Origin of the sequence: Pantoea sp. Acro-807 (genome assembly GCF_011752675.1) — a bacterium.
GTDB lineage: Bacteria > Pseudomonadota > Gammaproteobacteria > Enterobacterales > Enterobacteriaceae > Pantoea > Pantoea eucrina.
The window spans coordinates 1-21,136 of sequence record NZ_VWXE01000008.1 but is presented as its reverse complement, the minus strand read 5'-3'; the positions used below and the strand labels follow the sequence as shown (position 1 = coordinate 21,136).

Genomic DNA, 21,136 nt, shown 5'->3' with positions numbered 1-21,136 from the left:
TTTTATTACTCCGTTAATTGAATTGTTTTAATCACATCCAGTGAGACACTTTCTGCTATCTCTGAAAAAGAGAGCACTTCGAGATTGCGAAAACGATTTTCCAGGAAACGCTTCATAAAGCGCCGGATATCAACCGAGCACAAAATGACGTAATCCTTTTGCGACATCAGAATTTGCTGCAGCTCGACGGTAATAGTGTCCATCAGCAGTTCAGCTTCTGCAGGAGCCAGGTTGAGAAACGCCCCACCCGATGTGGTGCGAATATTTTGCCGGATGGTGTCTTCAATCTCGCTGGATAACAGCACCGCCCGGATAGTGTTAACCGTGGCAAACTTATGGCTGATGTAGCGGGCAAGGGCACCGCGTATGTGCTCCACCAGCATGATGACGTCTTTTTCCCTGGCGCCCCAGACCGCCAGGGATTCCATGATGAGCTTGGTGTTTCTGACAGAGATCTTTTCACCGAGTAAGCGCTGCATGACTTCTGAAATGCGCTGTATCGTCAGGTGGCGCGTGACCTCTTTAACCAGGTCCGGGAAGCTGCTTTCGAGCTTGTCGATATGGGCTTTGGTTTCCTGCACCCCGAAATACTCATTCACGTTCAGCAGCAGGCTTTGCGTCAGCGAAAAATAGATCTCGTCAACCGCGGTACGGGTCAGAAATCCCAGCCCGGTCAGCTCTTCCCGGTTTTCGGGCGGCGTCCAGAGCGTGTTGTAATCTTTGATGTAATGAATGCCCAGCGTATCAAGCTCGGCTGAGCCATTGATGATTACAACCTTATCAAAATGAATGGAATACTCATCAGCGTGGATTTCATTGATCAGCAGGCTGACTTTAACCGGATTTCCGCCCTCGGTTTTTCTGATCACGATATGCGGCAGATGAATGCCGTAATCCATAAAAAACTGGCTTCGGAAGCGTTCAGAGGCGTTTACTTTTTCCAGCAGCGTGTAAAAGTCCGGGCTGACCAGCAGAATAATCGGCACGGTGACCGGCGTGATTTCATCAAGATTTTCAATCAGGCCCAGCTGGGTATCCGCTGAAAAGTCGGGCTGCCGCACCTCTGACGGGTGGAGATAAGTCTCATTGGCGCTGGCCGGCGTGCTTTTCTGCTGCTTGCGCGTCTGCAGATGTTTATGCAAAAACAGCCCGCCGGGAATAAGGGCGAGCAGAATAAAGATTGGTAACGGAAAGCCCGGCGTCAGGCCGATCAATAATGCCAGCAGGGTAGAAATGGCCAGGACATACGGGTTATGCAGCAGCTGCGTCATCATGGTGACGCCCATATTGTTTCCTTCGCCACTGACGCGGGTCACAATGAAGCCGGCGCTGATAGCGATCAGCAGCGACGGGATCTGCGCCACCAGACCATCACCGATGGTCAGCATCGTGAACGTAGAGAGCGCCGTTGACATATCCATGCCCAGCTGACTGACTCCTACCGCAATACCACCGATAAAGTTGATAAAAATGACGATGATGCCGGCAATCGCGTCACCTTTAATAAACTTCATCGCGCCGTCAAATGAGCCGTAGAGCTGGCTCTCTTTCTCCAGCACGGTACGCCGCAGTGAGGCTTCGTCATTATCAATCGACCCGTTGCGCAGATCCGCATCGATACTCATCTGCTTTCCGGGCATACCATCCAGTGAAAAGCGGGCTGCCACTTCGGCGACACGCTCTGCCCCTTTGGTGATCACCAGGAACTGCACGATGGTGACAATTGAAAAGATCACAAAGCCGACGATCAGATTGTCACCAATAACAAAGAGCCCGAAGGTGGCGATGATTTCACCAGCGTCGGCGTCATTGAGGATCAGACGGCTGGTGCTGATTGATAGCGCCAGACGAAAAAGCGTAGTGATCAGCAAAACGGCCGGAAAGGAGGAGAAGTTCAGAATGCGGTCGATATAGAAAGAGGAGAGGAAAACCAGGGCAGAGATAATAATATTCAGCCCGATAAGAAAGTCGACCAGCGCTGTCGGCAGCGGAATAATCAGCATAGTAATAATGGTGATCACCAGCAGCAGGATGAACAGCTCGGGATGTTTTTTAATGTGGTTAAATACGCTCATAAGATGGTCGCCAGAATTAAGGGTGGCCTTCGCTGTTGATCTCGGTTTGATAAAACGACGTGCTTAACTCCGACAGCCGGTCGATAAGCAGTGAACGGTGTTCCGCGCTGTGGTAACAGGCGTGTGCAAACATCGCCAGGCAGCTGCGCAGCCAGCTCAGCGTTTCTGACTGCTGGCGCGGCGTTAGCGCCGAAAATGTGTCGCCTGCGGCATCGAGAAATGCCAGCCGGAGAAGATCCGGCGTGCGCATGATGGTAAACAGGAAAAAGAGCCAGCGCTCTTCGCTGTGCCCGAGCCGTTTCACCGCGCTGCCGGAGAGAAAGCGCCGCATAAACTGACTGTCCGCTGAGCGGATATGCTTAAGCTGCACCAGCTTGCCCAGCAGCACTCTGAACTCATCGCTTTTGCAGCTCGGCTCGCTGGCGTCCATATCGGCTGTCAGGGCGGCTTCCATAAAATCCACGATCAGCCCGCGTTTAGCGGCACCAAACAGCGCTACCCACGACTGATAGAGCATCAGTTCATCGGCATCGCTCTCCAGAAAATCGCGATACGCCTGACGAATGATGGCAGGCGAAAGCGCGAGTTTTTTTCCGAACATTTTCGCTTTAAGCGCAACGTTGATACCGGCCTTAAGCTGTTTTTCATCTGCTTCTTCTTCCGCCAGCGCCAGCGTCTCCTCCAGCCTTTTTCTTCGGGCGCGGGAGAGCTGTCTGTTGTGCAGCATCTGGCGCAGAACCATGACCAGATCGCTGGGGTCAGGAAACAGCATGCGCATCTGCTGCAGTAAAGCGCGGGCGTTGCTGCGGGCATCCGTATTAAGAATTTTAAATATCTGATCGATCCGGCTGACGTGCTCTTCTTCATCGTCGCCGGTGCTGGCGTCCTGCATTACGGCAGCAGCGTCTTCCTGATTGCCGCGACTGCGCAGCTGCCGGTAACGATTAACCGCGGCAGAGGCTTCATCCAGTGACTCATAGACGCTATCGAGCGTCGCCAGGACATCCTGTGACTCTTTTACGTCGGCAGAGGTGGCGTTATTCTCCACGCCGCGCAGCGAGGCGCCCAGTAAGGCACCCTGTGCAGAGCGACGCGCGGGATTGAGAGACGCGGTAGCGGACCGTACGGCGACGCTGAGCTGATCGGCACTCATCTGTTATCCAGAAAATTGTTCATCCAGTCAGTGAGTTCGCCGGTATCGCCTTTTTGCCGCGCTTTGGCAAGCAGCGCATTGTCATTTTGCGCGCCATCTACTTCCCGCGGCTGGATAAGGAAGATGCGTACCAGGTTGGCGTTTTTACTGGTGCTGTACTTCATCAGATTGCCAATAAGGGGGATATGCTGCAGCACCGGAATCCCCTCTTTTTCCGCCGACTGCTCATCGCGGGTATAGCCGCCGATCACCAGGCTTTTACCCACCGGCACGCGGGCAATGGTGCTGATATTGGTGCGTCCCACCTCGGGCAGCATTTCGCTGTCCTGCTCGCGATACTGATTGCCATCTTCGACATTCAGCATCATTTCAATTTCATTTGTGCCGGAGAAACGCGGTAATACGCTGAGCGAGGTTCCGTAGGTAACGTGCTGCAGCTCTGCGGTTCGCTCGCCCACCACCTTGGTGTAGAAGGTGCGGTTGTTGTCAAAAATAGCGGGCACATTTTCCTGCGTCAGGATCATCGGGCGCGAAACAATGTTCGCTTTTTTGTTTTGCGAGAGTGCCATGATGCGCGCCACAAAACTGGCGCCATCTACAGTGCTGGAGATGCCGCCATTAAAACTGGCGCCAAAACTGTTGCCCATGGAAAGCGAACCGCTCCATCTGACTCCCAGCTGATCCAGCTGCTCTTTCTGGATATCGATGATCCAGACAGACATTTCGACATGGCGTTTAGGCTTATCCAGTGCATTCACTACCTGCCTGATATGTTCAACCAGCTCGGGTGCTCCTTTTACCAGTACGCTGTTGGTGTCGGGATTTGAGACAACCTGAAACTGACGCGATGCAGTGGCCGAGGCGGGGAGAGAAGCAGAGGCGGGCAGCTCACCTGGAAAAGGCGGCATAACACGCGCTCCTGCGCCAGGTTCTGTCGCAGAAGGCGAGCCGGGTGCTGACGCGCGCGTGCTGAGCAGTTGCGGTACGGTGCTGCTGTCATTGCTGATAAGGGCACGTATGACGCTGGCCATGCCGGGGATAATAAGCGTTTGATCGCGATATTTAAAGGTGCGATCTTCAGAAAAGCTGTGGCGCAGGGGAATGATGGCCATGCCCGACATATTGCCGCTGGGTACGTCTTTCACATCCATTTGTGCGGCAGCCTTAGCAATGATATCGAGGTAAACTGGCGGCCCGGAAACATAAAATGTCCGGGTCCCCTGTCTGGTCTGTAACGGGAAACGGCGGTCGTATAGCGAAGACTCAATCAGGAAATTTCTAAATTCGTTTACGTTGATCGATTTTAAGGTAATGACGACATTTTTTATTTCGCTGGCGTCATAGATATAGAACGTCTGGCCATCCTGATACCACACCAGCCCCAGCTGAGCAGTAAGCGATTTGAGTAGCTCAAGGGGATTCGCGAGATCAAAGCTGCCGGTAATACGCTTTTTTGATGCCAGCGCAGAGAGCACAACCGGCTTTTTTAACCGGGTCGAGAGCGTTTCAAAGAAAGCCCGCGCATTATCTTTATTAGAAACATATTTTTCACTGGACGTTGCCGTCTGCCCGGAATAAGTCTCTGCTGCAAGTGTGCAGGAGAGCGGCAGCAGCAGCATGAAAAGCATACTCCTGCTGAATAACGGAGATTTCATTTTATGATCCATTTTTGATGATCTTGATTAACTCTTTGGGCGGCTTGTTAAACGTATGTTTTACTGCGCTGGAGAAGTGAGAAAGCGAAGAGTAACCGTGGTTAAAGGCAACCATGGTAATGTTTGTTTCGCTGTCAATCATATCCAGCACCGCGCGAATCATGCGCCAGTTAGACATTTCAACTTTTACGGCCTGACCCAGAGCAGCACGCGACAGGCGTCTGAAATGCGCCGTTGATAAGCCATATTTATTGCCTAACTCGATCAGCGTTTTATGCGAACCCTGCTGATTCAGTAAATAATTTACTAACCGGTAACTCTCATGATAGCGAAACAGGTTCGCAATACAGTTTATGCTCTCAGGGTGATAGGTATTCTGATACAGATACCAGCTCTCAAATGTACGACTATTAAATGTCGCCTTATCATCCAGCTGTTTTACGCCATAGCAGACTTCAGCATGATTTTTTTGCGTTTTCAGCATGCTCGCCGCATCGATAAACGCCTGGAGTTTACTGAACTTTCTGAAATCAAGATCCCGCACAAACACCGTGCCGGATAAGACCGTAATGCTGCAATTTATCGCATAAAAAATTACGGGATAATCCTGATTGAAAGAAAATTTTTCCGCATCGGCATGACCAGGTTTAATCTGCAAAGCAGCAGGCTGTGTCGAAGCCTGCACCATCCAGAAAAGACATGGACCGGTTGCATGAATAACCTGACCTGAAAAGTATGAGACGCCGGAGTTATCATTAAACGCTTCGGAAGAGTGCTGTGACATTTTGTTCATATTTCACCTCATATTCTCTTCATAGGCTTGCCAGACTTTATAGGCATATCTGAATCTGAGCAGGCGTCTTTTTTCTGAGGTTCCAGCGTTGTACGCGCCGACGGCCTCCCAGGTATAACCATATTTATTGATCATATGTTGTAAAATAGAGGCGCCCGTCATGACTGACAGGCAGGCATCAGTCAGTAATGCCTCTTCTGATATTCCCTTTTTTTTGAGTTCGGGCAGATGAATGCTATTGATCTGCATCAGGCCTATATCGTATGAGCCATTAGCATTGATATTGAAAGCATTTGTCTTCATGCCTGACTCAACCTGTGCAATCGCTTTGAGCAGTGCAGGTTCAATACGATATTTTTCGGCTGCCTGGTGCCAGCACATAGCCTGCGCACTGCTGCAGCAGAAAATCAGACCGGGTAATATCAGGCTTAACAAGCCTTTCATAATAAAAAGGGACCAGGTAGCTAACAGAGTAATAGTATGGCAGAGGCAGTAACAGGGACCATGATGGCAATATAATCAAAAGATAACCATTGCTGATGCTGATTGAATGCGTCAGTCATCAAACTGCGCCAGAAGCACCGCCTTATCCGTAGAATGATGAAAGGTTATGCGTGCATTTACGTCGATATCGTGTAAAAAATCGAAGTTGAAAAAGTGGCCCTTTTGATCCTGTGGATTGATGAAATTATCCGGAACACCATGTGCCGCCATCTTCTGAGAAAAATCGCTGAATATATCCTCTGCATCCATATCTCTCTCATCCAGAAGATTATCGTGATTAATAAAATTAAGGATCTCCTGACGGTCAAAAACAAAGTTCATCAGGCAGATAGCCAGCCTGCGCTGAACGTTTGAAAGCGGCACGCTGATGCTGAGATGATGAATGATTAGCGTACTGGATACCAGGTCCAGCGTCATAAGCGGTAGCGAGTTGCACTGTATTATTCTAAAATTTTTCAAAATAGACTCCTGCCGTTGCAAACGTTAATCCCTGCCGGTTTTCCATGGTTACGATACAGAATAGAGATACCTGACTTTCCCCATCAGATATGAGTTTTGTGGTGCATTGAAGTGTTCCGGGCAGTAGGTCGCCCGGGTCAGCGCCGCTGAAATCTGGTTCGATGCCTTAACGTAACATGAATTGACAAATGAAGATTTTCTGTGCTTTTCCAGCTGTTTCAGGGTGGAGCTTGCCGCCAGCAAATTCCCTGCTTCTGAAAACATCTTGATACGCAAACATTTGACAATGACTCTGCACACCGGATCGTCACCCATAAGATCAGGTTCTGTTTTAATAGCCTGATCAAATTTACATTGCTTATAAAGAACAATCATTTTCAGAACGCGATAAACAGGGTTGTGCTTATCGAGCATAATAGCCATGTCGATAGATTGCATTGCCGGCGCATACTTTTTAATTTTAATTAACAGGCATGAGTAGTAGAAGTAGATATCTGCAGAGCAGGCATCAAGCATCATGGCAACTTCAAACAGTGACTCTTTTTGACAGTCAGATATGTCACTTCTGTGAATGGTTTTGATTGCCAGCGCCAAAGCATTCGTGGCGTCGCTTTCCAGCAGGCGCTGTGCATAATCGGTAATTTTCTGTGTGACATAGGCGTTTTCCGGATTTTCAATGAACTCCAGCAGTGCGTACCGGTTCGCCAGAAAGTAAAACTCCTTCGGAGAAAGATCGTACTGAGTATCAAGTTTTTTGACGAGATCGTTAAATGAGAGAGAGAACATATTGATATTGGAGAGCGGAGAGGGGCAGGCTGAATAATATGATCCTGCTTCCGGCCGCGATGCGATGTTTAGTCTCTTCAGCATTCTGACAATGCCCCGGCTGACGTTAATCAGATTTATCGTGTTATCCATGCTGAGTATTACCGTTCTGCGTGCCAGCACAGCCATCGTCGCACTGTCTATCAGTTCAACGCGAATAATTGAAACATCGTTGGCGATAATTTCATTGCCGGTAATAAAATAGTTTACGCCAGCCTGTTTGAGGTCGGTAAATGTGGTATTGATATTTTTACTGTTGATAGTCAGTGCGGAGGGACAAAATGTCACACCGCACTCGCTATTAAAATATTCATGCTGGCTCATCAGGTAGTCAAATATGATGAAGGATTTATCGCTGCTCTGCATATTAAAAGGAAAAACAGCCAGTGTAAATTCATCCGCAGTAATATTATCTTCAGGAGTGGCTGGCTGCTCCCGGCTGACTCTGGAAACAGATTTTACAAAACGATAGCCTTTGCCATAAATTGTGCTGATAAAGATATTGTCAGTTGTTTCTCCAAGAATCCTCCTTATTACATAAATACATCTTGCCAGCGATTCATCTGACACACATCCACCAAACCATACATTAGCTATAATCTCATCTTTGGAAATTATCTCTCCGGTATGCGTAACTAAAAGGTGCAGCACTGCCAGCTCTTTTGGCGGAATTGAAACGGGCTTTCCTCTGATAAATAATGAGTCTTTGTTAATTGTGAATTCATCAAAATGATAGTTGAACATGACGTTTACCTGACAGCATAGAGTAGTAAATCAAGCATTTAGGGATAATAGTGCCAATGTATCATGCTGATATTTACCAATACAGAGCAGTGCCGCAGTGAAAAACGTCATCTGGTTTTGTTAACAGACTAATACATTGCTTAACAAACCAATTTCTGAGGCCTTAATAATATCTTTTAATATCGATTTCACAAAAATCATCGTTTAATAATATCTTTAAAGCGCGGCTGCATCGACTATCATCGGACAATGCAGATAACTGGCCATTGCAATTTGCCACTGCAGGTTACTGGCGCTGCCTGGCGCGCGGGACTCGACGCGGCTGCACAACAGACGCAAATCCGCCGGATTTTTCATCCAGGCGTTGACTGCTTTCCAGAGTTCAGTTTTTTCCTCGGGCTGCAGCTGGTTCAGTACATTACTCAGTAACGTCTTATGCCGATGCGTGCTCGCTTCGCCAGGGTGTTTTTGAGCGTCATACCAGGTTGTTGTGCCGCCCAGGCCGTATAACAGTGAAGCTTCAGTATAATTCTTTGCATGTACGCACTTTAGCATTGCATCGTAATAAGCCTCTGCACTTACGGCAGCCGATACAGTACTGCATGTGGCGCGATCGCTTTTATTGTTTATAAGGCTGCATCCGGTGAGCAGCAGTAAAAATCCCATCGTCAGTATCAGTCGTATCGCTGATTGTGTCCGGGTTACCATTCTGCATTATCCTCTTCAGTCAGCCCATCTGAGCTTAAAACGCGACTGCGCCATTCATTCATCATCAATTCGAACATAAATTCTTCGATTGCAGAGTGGGTAGCATCCTCTTTTTCCAGGGGAACGGTGGCTGCTGCAGGCAGGTTTTCAATCTTCATCTTCTTCTCCAGGGGTAAGGCTTGAATGAAGCGCGTTAGATTGCTCGTTCATCGTTTGGTTAACCTCTTCAGCTTTTTCATTTACAGAAGCAGAGGCGTGTATAAATTCATCAATCAGCTTTTCGTGAAATCGGACTAAATCGATGCAAAAAATCTGATCGCCACTTTCGGCGATAATCGTGTTGTCATCATGACAGGCTACCGTCAGTTTTTTATTCTCCTGCTGCAGCTTTTCCTGAAGGTCATGAGGTTGCACCTCCAGCGACGCCGGGATTAGCAGACGGATAGTTTTATCTGTCTGTTGATTAGCCCAGCGGGTTAACTGCTGCGTGATGATCTCTTCCGAACCCACTATTTTGCTCAGTGTTTCACTGAGGTCATGTTTAAGCGTGCTGACCAGGTGCGCTTTCGCCATTTCAAGGCTGCAGAGGTAGCCACCGATGATATCCAGTGAAGCGGTAATACCTCGGTTGTAGCCATCTGTTAACGCCTGCTGAAAAGCAGTGTCAGCCGCTTTATCTGCAGCCTGTATCATTTTCTTTGCTCTGTTTTCAGCCTGCGAAACAATGTTCCGGCTTTTTTGCAACTGATGAATGTACTCCGCTGTAAGCAGCGTTCCCTCAATCGCTTTATCATGACGGTAATTATCTTTGCTTAATGACATGTTGTTGCGCCAGAATAAAAAGTTGCATGTTAAATTCAACGTCCGGAAGCAGGCACGCATTTTGGCGCTTAGCAAACAGCAGCGTAATCATATTTACCTGCTCTTCCGGAATAACCCTTTTCAGTGACAGCACTTCGCTATATGTCAGATCGTCCAGCGTTAAGCGGGAGGCTAAATGCTGCTTCTCTGCTGAGATTATTCCGGTGCTAAGCTTCATAAATGAAGTGACAACGCCAGGTATTGTCCGGTAATCAGTTTGCAGGAGATAGCGGCGATTGCGCTGCGCAGCCATACAGGAAAAGATTACCGGCAGCGCTTCCCAGTGTCGGAATAGCTGTTTCTCAAACGCTGTTAAATCAGGTGTTTCATGACAGGCGTTAATGTCGTACGTGGCCGCCAGCCAGCTATTTATTATTCCCCGGCAGGTAGCAGAAGCGGGAAGGGGATCCCGCGGTCGTTTATCGTGATGTATCCAGCTGAGCGGGTTAGAATAGATCGCTTTGATATGTTTCAGCTCAGTATGGTTCATTGCAGCGCTCTGGACTCTTTACGTTTTTTCAGCAGCCACAGTCCGGCCATTATTACAATCAGCATTATGATGAGCATCGCTCCGCTGGCAGCTGAGATAATTTTAAAGCCTGTCTTACGCGGCGTTGGCGATAGCGGACTGATCTCCTCTATTTTCGTAAGAATGACAGAGATGTTGTCATAGCTGACTTCATTAAAACTGTTTTTAAGAAGCCTTTTCGCGTTTGTTAACAGCACCTCTTTATCAGCTATATCCTGATCGTGTTTCAGCAGTGCTGCAATATGCACCGGCACAGGCTTTGAGGTGGAATCAATATTACTGACGTTGTAAGAGACATGAACACTGGCTGAAACAATGTTTTGCATCTGTGCCAGCGTGTGTTCAAGCCTCTGTTCTATCGCTGAATAGATCTTCGCTACTTCGGCTCGCGGAGATGAGACGAGAGAGTCGGACGGAAAATAGTCCGCTATCTGATTTCGGGCGCGCGAAGGAAGATCGTATTGCGTGACAATATCGACGGCGTAAGAGAAATCCTCATTGCTGACCAATACGCTAAAGCCTTCCTTTTGCTTTGGGCCTTTCTTCACGTCGATATTGTTTTTCTGCAATACGGCAACAACTTCGTTTGCCTGTTCCTGATTAAGGCCTTCGAGTAACGTCTCTTGCTTGCACCCGGTGATTAAAAAGGTAATCGCAATTAGAAGTAACGTAGATTTTTTCATTTTTTATGAGCGCAACAGTGTATCGACGGTGTTAACAGCTTTGCGCGTCAGCGCTGAGATCATGGAGATGTCAATGTTATATTGCTGAACCCGTTTCTGATATTCAAACAGCTTTTCCGGATCCGTACTGTTTACCGGATTAGCAATGCTTTCCAGCACGTCGCTTTTCTCCAGATAAGATTCAGCCATGAGTTTAGAAAGCGCGTTCTTCATCACATCGTCAATCGAGGTGTTGAGGCTTTGTGCATCAGTCTCAGCAGAGAATGAGACCGGGCTGATTTTGGCAATGTCCATGTTTCACCTATCGATAGTTGGCCACAATGGCTGCAGCAACATCTTTATATGTTTTGACAACGTTCGACTGTGCATTTCGGTACAACGTATATTCCGATAACGCAGCCTGATACGCAGCAAGGAGCTGGGAGTTGGACGGGTCTTTCTGCAACTCTTCCAGCGCTTTGGTCAGTCGTGCATTCAAATCGGTTACTCCGGTATCAAAAGAGCCTGACAGGTCGGTCAGAAAACCGTTCCAGTCGGGCAAGCTGTGCATACTGTTATTAAAATCTTTCATTTTTTCTCCATGAAGCTAACTGTTTTGTGGGGTAATTTATTGGCTTTTATTCGGGAAAAACCAGTGGGAGGTTGACATTTTGACAAAGCCCTCCTTGCCATAAATATATGATTTATCCCGAAGCCATTCATCGCTTAGCGTAATCACAATCTGAACGTAGTCAGTTTTCCAGCGCTGATTAAAATCTTTAATTTGCGTTTGTAGCAGCAGCAGCTCATTGTCATTTCGCTCGCCATAAAGACTGAGCGAAACATTATCTTTATTGTTTATTACGTCATACTTTTGCGTGACTTTGCTGACAGCGTCTATCGCATCCTGAACCACAGCCTGATCGCTGATATAGTGAAAACTGACATTTTTAATATAGGAAAAAGCGTCTGTTGCCCGCAGCGTTACCTTTTCACTCTGTTGCGGAGAAATAATCTGGCTACGTTCGCTGCTGGACGTGATGCGGACCGTGCCTGCGTTATCAAGATTCAGCGCATGAACTTTTTGATCTGGACTGTTCGTTTTAAACCATAAGTATATTTTTTCTTCTTCTTTATTTTTGTCCAGAACAAACAGCTTTTGCTCAAGGTCTGTTTTTTTGCGTAGCGCCTGCGTGAGCCACACCTGATGCTGATGACTCCCGGCAAGGATATAATGCTGTTTGTCTTTACCCTCTACGACCACGACTTCAGGGAAATCCGCAGCAACGACGGCTCGGATTTTTTTACTCCGTCTCTGATCGTTGTCCATGCTGAACAGCATAATGCTAAGCGCGATGATGGAGAGCACCCCTATGCTCAGCATTGCGGTAACGGCGACGCTGCGCTTCTTTAGGGCAGGCTTTTTTTTCAGCGCTTTGATATCCCACTCTTCGCCGGGAAGCTTAATCGCAAACCTGACGCCGCAGGCTTCCGTTTCCTGATTACCGGACAAGGGCTGTTCGCTGCCTTGTTCGCTGGTAAAAAAGATTGCGCTTTTGGTTTCGTCAACGCGAAGAAGGAAATGACTTAGCGTATTACCGTACGGTACAACGATCTGATCATATTCACTTTCGTTATCGAAAATCTCCTCCTCCGGACCAACAAGTATCCGGGTGATGCCCGCTTTTAGCTCATATTCACAACCCGAAAGAGGGGTATTCAAAAAGCGAAGGGTACATTCCGGATGTGTATCGGCCAGGTCGCCTGTTTCATTCTGATATGCCATGATCACCAACTGAATTACTTTTCTGTTTACCAGCCTAAGTCTGTTTACGATTCAGTGATTGATGGAATTATAATGAATGTTGATTTTGAGCGGTCACCCGTTGATGGCTGAGGGTAAAGCGCAGGCTTTTTCAGGTAATGAGCGATTTGTTGTAGCAGAATCACTAATAAGTCATTCAGAGTATTCGCGTCTTCTCTCTCCCCCAGCCTTAGTGACGACATGAATGATAAAACGTTATTCCGAATCGAGCTGGTTAAAATCTTCATTTCTATTGCGGTGCCGGTGGTGATCTGTCTGCTGGCGTGGTCATTTCAGAACGCGCTGTTTGAGAAAAAGCTCAGTAATCATATTGAATATAAAAAAGAAATCTCAGCGCTGATGCTGAGAACAGAGGTGTTCAGCCAGGTTAGAGAACCGCTCAACACGATTTATGCGTATATCGAACAGGTGGGCGACTGGGATCAATACAGCGCGCAGGAGATCAAAGACGCGCGCAGATATATACATAAGATTATGTATCCAAACCGGCATGTCTGGTCGGAAAACACCTTTGATCTCTATCTGAAGTATATGGATAACACCGCCTTTTACTCTGCCGGTAAGAGCGGAGCAAAAATTAACGCCCGGATCAACGAGCAGCGTACCCATGCTGCCGGATGGTCAGATGCAGATCGGAAACTGCTTTCAGGCGTCAGGCATCCCGAGCATAAAAAAGCGTATGGCAGGCTGATGAATGCGTTTGCCTGCGATATGGCGCTGCCGGAAGTTAAGCAGATGCCGTGAAGCAGCCTGCATTACGCTCATCCTGTTGATAAGACCACGCAGGGCGCCAGCAACACACTTGAAGCTGGTCACAAAGCTGATGTGTCACCATTCAGCCTGAATATTCCTGACATGATGCTTACATATATTTAACAACCTAATATATAAACTGATTTTCAGCTTCGGGTCTGTATTAATGCATGTAACGCATCAGTGCATGAGTTTATTGCGCTTATTAACTCTATTTTTCTGATCCAGTCTTTCGTGACAGGCGCAACGATAAAGCGCCCATGACAACTGGAGATTCTGATGCATTCCTCTACCTCACCCATGACTACCCGTTCGCGTATCAGTGCCATACTGCGCGTGACATCCGGTAACTTTCTGGAGCAGTTCGATTTTTTTCTCTTTGGCTTCTACGCCACCTATATCGCCCATACCTTTTTTCCGGCCAGCAGTGAGTTTGCCTCACTGATGATGACCTTTGCCGTCTTTGGCGCCGGTTTTCTGATGCGTCCTATCGGCGCCATTGTACTTGGCGCGTACATCGACAAAGTGGGCCGTCGTAAAGGGCTTATCGTCACGCTCTCTATCATGGCGGCGGGCACATTCCTGATTGTACTGATCCCCTCTTATCAGAGTATCGGCCTCTGGGCACCCCTGCTGGTGCTGACCGGCCGTCTGCTGCAGGGTTTTTCAGCAGGCGCTGAGCTGGGCGGTGTTTCGGTCTATCTTGCTGAAATTGCCACGCCGGGCCGAAAAGGGTTTTACACCAGCTGGCAGTCTGGCAGCCAGCAGGTTGCCATTATGGTTGCAGCCGCAATGGGCTTTGCCCTGAACGCTGCGCTGGAGCCGGGTGAAATCAGCAGCTGGGGCTGGCGTATCCCGTTCCTGTTTGGCTGCCTGATCGTGCCGTTTATCTTTATTCTGCGTCGCAAGCTGGAAGAGACGCAGGAGTTTACCGCGCGCCGTAAACATCTGGCGATGGGTGAGGTATTTAAAACGCTGCTGAGCAACTGGCCGGTTGTGATTGCGGGCATGCTGATGGTGGCGATGACCACTACCGCGTTCTATCTGATCACGGTTTACGCGCCCACCTTCGGCAAAAAAGTATTGATGCTCAGCGCATCAGACAGTCTGCTGGTCACGCTGCTGGTGGCCATTTCTAACTTTCTCTGGCTGCCGGTGGGCGGTGCCCTGTCTGACCGCTTTGGCCGTAAGCCAGTGCTGGTCGCGATGACGCTGCTGGCGCTGGCAACCGCTTACCCGGCGCTGACCATGCTGGCGGCGGCACCGAGCTTCTCTATGATGCTGACGGTACTGCTGTGGCTCTCCTTCATTTACGGCCTCTATAACGGCGCTATGATCCCTGCTCTGACCGAGATCATGCCGGCCGAAGTGCGCGTGGCGGGCTTTTCACTGGCTTATAGCCTGGCGACCGCGGTCTTTGGCGGCTTTACGCCGGTTATCTCCACTGCGCTGATTGAGTATACCGGTGATAAAGCGTCGCCAGGCTACTGGATGAGCTTTGCCGCAATTTGCGCGCTGCTCGCCACGCTCTATCTCTATCGTCGTCGCGCACTGACGCTGCAAACCGCACGCTAACAGGGAATGAAATAATGCATAAACCGATTCTGAGCCTTACTGCAATCATGCTCGCTTCGTTCAGCACCAGCGTGCTGGCGCAGGATGTCAGCGTGATGATCTCCGGCGGCTTTAAAGCTGCACTGGAAAAACTGGCACCCGTCTATGAAAAACAGAGCGGTAACCATCTGGTGATTATCCCCGGCCCCTCAATGGGGAAGACGCCGCAGGCCATCCCGAACCGCCTCGCACGTGGTGAACAGGCTGATGTGGTGATTATGGTCGGTGATGCGCTGACGCATCTGCAGCAGGATAAGCGCATTGCCGCCGGCACCCGCCAGGAGCTGGCAGACTCGCCGATTGGTATCGTGGTAAAGCAGGGCGATCCGCTGCCGGCGATTAAAACCGATGCTGAGCTGCGTACGACACTGCTTAGCGCAAAGTCTGTCGCCTATTCAGACAGCGCCAGCGGCCGCTATGTCAGTAATGAGCTGTTTAAAAAGCTGGGGATCGATCGGGAGATGCAGACAAAAGCGCAGATGGTGGAGCGCATTCCGGTCGCCTCGCAGGTGGCGCAGGGACGTTACGCCATTGGCTTCCAGCAGGTCAGCGAGCTGCTGCCGGTGCCGGGTGTCAGTTTTGCCGGTGAGCTGCCGGCAAATGTGCAGTACATTACCCGCTTCGCCGGCGCGGTAACGGTAAACGCGCAGCATCCCGATGAAGGTAAAGCGCTTCTGAGTTTCCTGGCCTCTCCGCAGGCGCAGAAAATTGTGACCGCAACCGGTATGCACAGCGTAACCGCGACCGCTAAGCAGGGTGATACTGTTCAGTAATGAGCTTCTCCAGCTCGGCGGCAACGTATGACTGAATACGGCCACGACGGCGAATCAGACCCACGGATCGGGTCACCACCGGATGCGTCAGCGGTATCTGCGCCAGTAAGGAGTGCCCTGAGGAGGGCATCGACATCGCCGGCACTGCCGCAATACCAATGCCCGCCTCGACCATGCCTAACAGGGTAGTGACGTGGCGCGTTTCACAGATGCTGGGCCGGGCCGGAATGATATGCGCCAGCGCCTGGTCGAGCAGGGAGCGGTTACCTGATACCTTATCCAGCCCGATATACTCCTGCTGAAAATACTCCTCCCAGCTCAGTGATGATCGGCGCGTCAGCGGGTGTTCGTGCCGGCAGGCCGCAACATACACATCCTCTTCCAGCGGTAAAAATTCAATGGCCGGCGGCAAGCTTTTCGCAAAACAGATCCCGAAATCCGCCTGGCCGCTGCTGACCGCCTCAATAACATTGCCCACGCTACTGTCGATAATTTTGACCCGCACCCGCGGATAGCGTGCGCGAAAGCGCCGGATCACTTCAGGCATAAAGTAGTACGCAGCCGAAGGCACTGTCGCGACCGTCACCAGACCGGTGCGCTCCTGGCTTACCTGATTGATGTCAGCCAGTACCGCTTCCACGTTTGCCAGCAGCTGTTCAGATCGCTCAGCAAAGCTCTGGCCATAGAGCGTCAGCGTAACGCGACGCGTTGTGCGGTCAAAAAGCCGCGTGCCGAGCGCCGCTTCCAGTTTTTCAATCCGGCGGCTCAGCGCAGATTGCGACAGGCAGATCGACTCTGCTGCCAGGCGAAAGTTGCCATATTCCACCAGCGCGCGGAACGCATAGAGGTCATTAAGATCAAAATTCACGGGCATCAGGCAGCATCCTTTCAGGCAGTGCAGGGTAAGGTATCGGCCGGCACGGGCGTACCGGAAACGGATACAGCAATATGATTGCGCCCGGCTTACAGAGGCATACGGCATACCTTACTGGTTTAGTACCGGGGACCCGCTGCTTTTAACGAATTATGTGATTCAGATCCCATTCCGAAAATCGCTCCTATACTCATACCTTTCTTTACACAGCAACGTGCTGTGTGTGCCATTTAAACAGGGATGCAGCTATGCAAAACTCTTCTCAGGACTCGCCGGACGACGGCGGCGCGCTTAATTTCACCGTTCAGCAACGACTGTTTTTTGTGGTGCTGGTGGCCACAATGGGAGCCCTCGCATACGGCTATGACACCGGAATTATTTCCGGCGCACTGCCCTATATGACACTACCTGCCGCACAGGGCGGGCTTAACCTTACGCCTTTTACCGAAGGGCTGGTGACATCCTCACTGACGTTTGGCTCCGCGGTAGGTGCGTTTCTCAGCGGTTACGTTTCCGATCGCTTTGGCCGCCGTATTACGCTGCGCAGTCTGGCGCTGCTGTTTGTCGCCGGCGCTTTTGGTACCACGGTGGCGCCCGATATCGAAATCATGGTGGTGATGCGGTTTATACTCGGCATCGCCGTGGGCGGCGGTTCATCGACCGTGCCGGTGTTTATCGCTGAGATCGCCGGACCCAAGCGTCGTGCGCCGCTGGTAAGCCGCAATGAGCTGATGATTGTTTCAGGCCAGCTGCTGGCTTATATCGTCAGCGCGGCAATGAGTCTGCTGCTGCACGATCCGAAAATGTGGCGCTATATGCTGGCGCTGGCAATGGTACCGGGCGTACTACTGTTTATCGGCACTTTCTTTGTCCCGGCGTCGCCGCACTGGATGGTCGCGGAGGGCCGCCTCAGTGAAGCGATGCGCATCATGCGTAAGCTGCGCGAAAACCCGCGCGAAATTAAAGCTGAAATGAAAGAGATGCGCGAAAACGCCCGTATGGCACGACAGGGGCCGGCGGCGCGTGAACTGCTGAAAGAGAAGTGGATTGTCCGTCTGCTGCTGATGGGCTGCGGCATGGGTATTGTGCTGCAGTTTACCGGCGTAAACGCCTTTATGTACTACACGCCGATTATCCTGAAGAGTACCGGCATGGGAACCAGCGCCTCGATTGCTGCGACCATTGGCAACGGTGTGGTTTCCGTACTGGCGACGTTTGCCGGTATCAAGGCAATCAGCCACTTTGGCCGACGCAAAATGCTGATGACCGGGTTATGTATTGTGATTGCAATGCAGCTGGCGCTGGGCGCGGTGCTGGTGTTTATGCCGAACAGCATGACGCAGAGCCTGCTGGCGCTCGCCTGTATCCTGGTATTCCTGTTTTTTATGCAGATGTGCATTTCACCGGTTTACTGGCTGCTGATGTCAGAACTCTTTCCAATGCAGGTACGCGGCGTACTGACCGGTTCGGCGGTGGCTTTTCAGTGGATCTGTAATGCGGCAGTGGCCTTTGCCTTTCCGCCTCTGCTGTCGCTGGTGGGTAACAACGCCTTCTTTATTTTTGCCGCTATCAATGTCGGATCGCTGATTTTTGTCGCGCTGGTGCTGCCGGAAACGCGTGGCAAGTCACTGGAGCAGATTGAAGCGCATATGCGGGAACGGTTTGGTGACAAGCGCCAGGAAACGGCGCCTGCAAACTAACCCCTTATGACTCTGCTGCTGTCCGTGCCGCTTTCGCGGCGCGGCGGCAGCGTTCAGAGCAGTACTGTACCTCGTCCCAGTTTTTCTCCCACTTTTTGCGCCACGTCATGGGTTTGTGACACTGTTTACAGTAGCGCACAGGCAACGCCTGTTTGTTACCTTTAAAATCTTTCACGCGTGATCTCCCCGTAATCAACCTCAACTTCGCTGACAGCTATTAATCCGACCTTTAGCCAATGAAACGTCAGATATATTTAATTTTTAATCATAGTAACCATGACTGCAAATGCGAATCTTTGATTGAATTTTGAAAGAAAATAAAGAAGGGAGGTGATTAAATCATTCTTTTAATCAGGAGCGAATATGTCAATCGTCAGTAGCATTAGATTGAGAAGTGAGCAGGGCATTAATCTGCCTTATTCCGGTTCTGTCGAGTTTGCCGCAAAGTGTGGTGATATTAAACACATTTCAAATGAAAGAAAAGCTCCAGGATTAAATGCAGGCCCTGTCGCCAATCACTATGGAAATGAAGTTTTAAACCCAATTTTTAAAAGTTGCAAAAAAGAGACGGTGTCATCATTGTATGATGGTGATCCTGTAGAAAAATACCGTAATATACATAGTGAATCTCGCAAATATAGTGAAATTAATACCATAAATAGAGAGATTGAAATCAATAGCTCAAAAAAAGAATTAAAAGAAGTGTTGAAAAAAATAGATGAGGATTATGAGTCTGTGCCTAGTGTCCATTATATCGCACCAGGTTTACTTGAAGGGAAATATCTAATTGAAAAAATAACTAATGGCGAACGGGTGTTTCCCTCACCGCCGAACCCTGTTAAGGAGTCTGCTGAGATAAGCGACAGAAGCTCTATTGCTATAACTGATTCATATTTGCATAGATTAATGGATTTCGTCAAAGAGTATAAGATAGATTAATCGAATTTAAAATTTTATTTTTATTGATGATAGATTTTAGTGGTAACTGGCAGGCCGAATAAGTAAACCAGGCCTGCTAAATTCAGTGCCGTGCGCTTGCCTTCTATTTTGACAGAAGATTTATTTCCCTTGCGTAGAAAGCTGGCTTGAGGGGTGTTATACGGGAAGCTCTAATCTAACGAAATAGCTCATGTTTTATTAAACGGAATATTTATGGCAGCGTAATTAAGACTTTTGAAGAATGTATCAGGTTCAGAAAGTCTGCTTTGATTCAGGCCTCGTTAATATTATAGAAGCTCAGGGAAAATGCTCAGGTGACGCAATGAAGAATAACAGCACGCCTACACCGCATGATGCGGTCTTCAAAACATTTCTCTCCCACCCGCAAACCGCGCGGGACTTTATGACGCTACATCTGCCGCCTGCGCTGCTCGCGATTTGCGACCTTGCGACGCTCAGGCTGGAGTCTGGAAGTTTTGTTGAAGATGACCTGCGTTCTTACTATAGCGATGTACTGTACTCGCTAAAAACCCAAAAAGGTGACGGGTATGTCCATGTCCTGATTGAGCATCAAAGCTCGCCGGACAGACATATGGCGTTCCGCCTGATGCGTTATGCCGTAGCAGCGATGCAACGTCATCTTGACGCCGGGCATAACGCTTTGCCGCTTGTCATTCCTGTATTGTTTTATCAGGGTAAGCGCAGCCCCTATCCTTACAGCATGAACTGGCTGCAGCTTTTCAGCGAATCAAAGATAGCAACAACGCTCTATAGTAGCGGATTCCCGTTGGTGGATTTAACTACAATCCCTGATGAAGAAATTATGCAACATCGGAGTATGGCCGCACTAACCCTGCTACAAAAGCATATTCGCCGGCGCGATTTGAAAGAGGTGCTGAACCAGCTGGCTCTGCTAATGGCCGCGGAATTCATGACCGGACAGCAGATGCACGCGCTGGTAAACTATATGCTCCAGGCGGGTGAAACCGCCGATGCAGGCGCCTTTATCCGCGAGCTGGCGCTGCGGGTACCACAACATGAGGATGAACTGATGACAATTGCACAGCAGCTTGAGCAGAAAGGCCGTCAGGAAGGACGACAGGAAGGCCGTCAGGAAGGACGACAGGAAGCCAGCCTTAAGATCGCCCACAATCTGTTAAAGAATGGCATGGACATTCAGTCTGTTATGAATGTGACTGGTCTGACTGAGGAAGAGCTGAAGCACTCTTGTCACTAAGTGATTTAAAAGAGGCGCCGAACCAGCTGGCTCTGCTAATAGCGGCGAAATTCATGACCGGACAGCATATGCACGCGCGGGCCAACTATATGCTTCAGGCGGGTGAAACCGCCGATGCAGGTGCCTTTATTCGCGAGCTGGCGCAGTGGGTGCCACAACATGAGGATGAACTGATGACGATTGCACAGCAGCTTGAGCAGAAAGGCCGTCTGGAGGGATGGCAGGAGGGATGGCAGGAAGGATGGCTGGAGGGACGAGAAGAAGGTTTACGGGAGGGCATACAGGAAGCGAGCCTCAGGATAGCCCGCAATCTGTTAAAGAATGGTATGGACATTCAGTCTGTTATGAATGTGACTGGTCTGACTGAGGAAGAGCTGAAGCACTCTTGTCGCTGAGTATTTGATCTTGACGCCTTCCATACCTCAGCTCATGCAAAGCGGCTGTAACATGAGA

24 protein-coding genes are annotated in these 21,136 nt (G+C 49.5%); 7 read left to right on the top strand and 17 right to left on the bottom strand.

Annotation, left to right across the window (positions count from 1 at the left end; translation table 11 throughout):
* Nucleotides 1-5: 5 nt before the first annotated feature.
* From F3J39_RS15830 to F3J39_RS15760, 15 genes are all read right to left on the bottom strand, one after another.
* The gene (locus F3J39_RS15830) at nt 6-2,075 is read right to left on the bottom strand and encodes an EscV/YscV/HrcV family type III secretion system export apparatus protein (RefSeq protein ID WP_166714384.1); all 2,070 of its coding nucleotides are present in this window, start codon (nt 2,073-2,075) and stop codon (nt 6-8) included.
* A 16-nt stretch (nt 2,076-2,091) separates the two neighbouring features.
* Entirely contained in the window at nt 2,092-3,228 is a 1,137-nt protein-coding gene (gene sctW, locus F3J39_RS15825; RefSeq protein WP_166714383.1) for a type III secretion system gatekeeper subunit SctW, read from the bottom strand.
* Nucleotides 3,225-4,847, bottom strand: a complete 1,623-nt coding sequence (sctC, locus tag F3J39_RS15820) for a type III secretion system outer membrane ring subunit SctC (RefSeq protein WP_166714382.1) — start codon at nt 4,845-4,847, stop codon at nt 3,225-3,227. The genes sctW and sctC overlap by 4 nt, the downstream gene beginning before the upstream one ends.
* Nucleotides 4,848-4,884: 37 nt before the next feature.
* A complete protein-coding gene (locus tag F3J39_RS15815; RefSeq protein ID WP_166714381.1) occupies nt 4,885-5,676 on the bottom strand; it encodes a helix-turn-helix domain-containing protein in 792 nt (263 codons plus the stop codon).
* A gap of 3 nt (nt 5,677-5,679) precedes the next feature.
* On the bottom strand, nt 5,680-6,120 hold the full coding sequence (locus F3J39_RS15810; RefSeq protein ID WP_166714380.1) for a lytic transglycosylase domain-containing protein: 441 nt from the start codon (nt 6,118-6,120) through the stop codon (nt 5,680-5,682).
* 111 nt (nt 6,121-6,231) lie between these two features.
* The gene (locus F3J39_RS15805; protein WP_166714379.1) at nt 6,232-6,660 is read right to left on the bottom strand and encodes a hypothetical protein; all 429 of its coding nucleotides are present in this window, start codon (nt 6,658-6,660) and stop codon (nt 6,232-6,234) included.
* 27 nt (nt 6,661-6,687) lie between these two features.
* Nucleotides 6,688-8,208: a winged helix-turn-helix domain-containing protein gene (locus F3J39_RS15800; protein ID WP_166714378.1), complete on the bottom strand. Its 1,521-nt coding sequence runs from the start codon at nt 8,206-8,208 to the stop codon at nt 6,688-6,690.
* A 216-nt stretch (nt 8,209-8,424) separates the two neighbouring features.
* Nucleotides 8,425-8,874, bottom strand: coding sequence for a hypothetical protein (locus F3J39_RS15795; protein WP_108570326.1), 450 nt, complete (start codon nt 8,872-8,874; stop codon nt 8,425-8,427).
* A gap of 35 nt (nt 8,875-8,909) precedes the next feature.
* Nucleotides 8,910-9,074, bottom strand: coding sequence for a hypothetical protein (locus tag F3J39_RS15790; protein ID WP_166714377.1), 165 nt, complete (start codon nt 9,072-9,074; stop codon nt 8,910-8,912).
* Nucleotides 9,064-9,738: a hypothetical protein gene (locus tag F3J39_RS15785; RefSeq protein ID WP_108570325.1), complete on the bottom strand. Its 675-nt coding sequence runs from the start codon at nt 9,736-9,738 to the stop codon at nt 9,064-9,066. The genes F3J39_RS15790 and F3J39_RS15785 overlap by 11 nt, the downstream gene beginning before the upstream one ends.
* Nucleotides 9,719-10,267, bottom strand: a complete 549-nt coding sequence (locus tag F3J39_RS15780; protein ID WP_166714376.1) for a hypothetical protein — start codon at nt 10,265-10,267, stop codon at nt 9,719-9,721. The genes F3J39_RS15785 and F3J39_RS15780 overlap by 20 nt, the downstream gene beginning before the upstream one ends.
* The gene (sctJ, locus tag F3J39_RS15775) at nt 10,264-10,989 is read right to left on the bottom strand and encodes a type III secretion inner membrane ring lipoprotein SctJ (RefSeq protein ID WP_166714375.1); all 726 of its coding nucleotides are present in this window, start codon (nt 10,987-10,989) and stop codon (nt 10,264-10,266) included. The genes F3J39_RS15780 and sctJ overlap by 4 nt, the downstream gene beginning before the upstream one ends.
* Before the next feature lie 3 nt (nt 10,990-10,992).
* Nucleotides 10,993-11,283 (bottom strand): type III secretion system inner rod subunit SctI, encoded by a 291-nt coding sequence (gene sctI / locus F3J39_RS15770; RefSeq protein WP_108570322.1) that lies wholly within the window; start codon nt 11,281-11,283, stop codon nt 10,993-10,995.
* A 7-nt stretch (nt 11,284-11,290) separates the two neighbouring features.
* Complete coding sequence (locus F3J39_RS15765; protein WP_108570335.1) at nt 11,291-11,530, bottom strand: type III secretion system needle complex protein; 240 nt, start codon at nt 11,528-11,530, stop codon at nt 11,291-11,293.
* Nucleotides 11,531-11,596: 66 nt separating this feature from the next.
* Nucleotides 11,597-12,754 carry a PrgH/EprH family type III secretion apparatus protein gene (locus F3J39_RS15760; protein ID WP_108570321.1) on the bottom strand — a complete coding sequence of 386 codons (1,158 nt, stop codon included), beginning with the start codon at nt 12,752-12,754 and terminating at the stop codon, nt 11,597-11,599.
* Between the two features lie 219 nt (nt 12,755-12,973).
* Here F3J39_RS15760 and F3J39_RS15755 point away from each other — a divergent pair, with 219 nt between their 5' ends.
* From F3J39_RS15755 to F3J39_RS15745, 3 genes are all read left to right on the top strand, one after another.
* Nucleotides 12,974-13,537 carry a hypothetical protein gene (locus F3J39_RS15755; RefSeq protein WP_166714374.1) on the top strand — a complete coding sequence of 188 codons (564 nt, stop codon included), beginning with the start codon at nt 12,974-12,976 and terminating at the stop codon, nt 13,535-13,537.
* A 288-nt stretch (nt 13,538-13,825) separates the two neighbouring features.
* On the top strand, nt 13,826-15,121 hold the full coding sequence (locus tag F3J39_RS15750) for an MFS transporter (RefSeq protein ID WP_108570319.1): 1,296 nt from the start codon (nt 13,826-13,828) through the stop codon (nt 15,119-15,121).
* Between the two features lie 14 nt (nt 15,122-15,135).
* Nucleotides 15,136-15,933 (top strand): substrate-binding domain-containing protein, encoded by a 798-nt coding sequence (locus F3J39_RS15745; protein WP_166714373.1) that lies wholly within the window; start codon nt 15,136-15,138, stop codon nt 15,931-15,933.
* Here the strand turns inward: F3J39_RS15745 and F3J39_RS15740 are convergent.
* Nucleotides 15,908-16,807: a LysR family transcriptional regulator gene (locus tag F3J39_RS15740; RefSeq protein ID WP_104085977.1), complete on the bottom strand. Its 900-nt coding sequence runs from the start codon at nt 16,805-16,807 to the stop codon at nt 15,908-15,910. The genes F3J39_RS15745 and F3J39_RS15740 overlap by 26 nt on opposite strands.
* A gap of 248 nt (nt 16,808-17,055) precedes the next feature.
* Here F3J39_RS15740 and F3J39_RS15735 point away from each other — a divergent pair, with 248 nt between their 5' ends.
* Nucleotides 17,056-18,507 carry a sugar porter family MFS transporter gene (locus F3J39_RS15735; protein WP_065647936.1) on the top strand — a complete coding sequence of 484 codons (1,452 nt, stop codon included), beginning with the start codon at nt 17,056-17,058 and terminating at the stop codon, nt 18,505-18,507.
* Nucleotides 18,508-18,511: 4 nt separating this feature from the next.
* On the opposite strand, the gene F3J39_RS18880 is transcribed toward F3J39_RS15735, so the two are convergent.
* Nucleotides 18,512-18,682 carry a DUF2256 domain-containing protein gene (locus F3J39_RS18880; protein ID WP_071882943.1) on the bottom strand — a complete coding sequence of 57 codons (171 nt, stop codon included), beginning with the start codon at nt 18,680-18,682 and terminating at the stop codon, nt 18,512-18,514.
* A gap of 188 nt (nt 18,683-18,870) precedes the next feature.
* On the opposite strand from F3J39_RS18880, the gene F3J39_RS15725 reads away from it, so the two are divergent.
* From F3J39_RS15725 to F3J39_RS15715, 3 genes are all read left to right on the top strand, one after another.
* Nucleotides 18,871-19,446, top strand: a complete 576-nt coding sequence (locus F3J39_RS15725; protein ID WP_166714372.1) for a hypothetical protein — start codon at nt 18,871-18,873, stop codon at nt 19,444-19,446.
* 322 nt (nt 19,447-19,768) lie between these two features.
* Complete coding sequence (locus F3J39_RS15720) at nt 19,769-20,683, top strand: Rpn family recombination-promoting nuclease/putative transposase (RefSeq protein ID WP_166714371.1); 915 nt, start codon at nt 19,769-19,771, stop codon at nt 20,681-20,683.
* Nucleotides 20,684-20,736: 53 nt separating this feature from the next.
* Nucleotides 20,737-21,078: an Rpn family recombination-promoting nuclease/putative transposase gene (locus F3J39_RS15715; RefSeq protein ID WP_166714370.1), complete on the top strand. Its 342-nt coding sequence runs from the start codon at nt 20,737-20,739 to the stop codon at nt 21,076-21,078.
* The last annotated feature ends 58 nt before the right edge of the window (nt 21,079-21,136 follow it).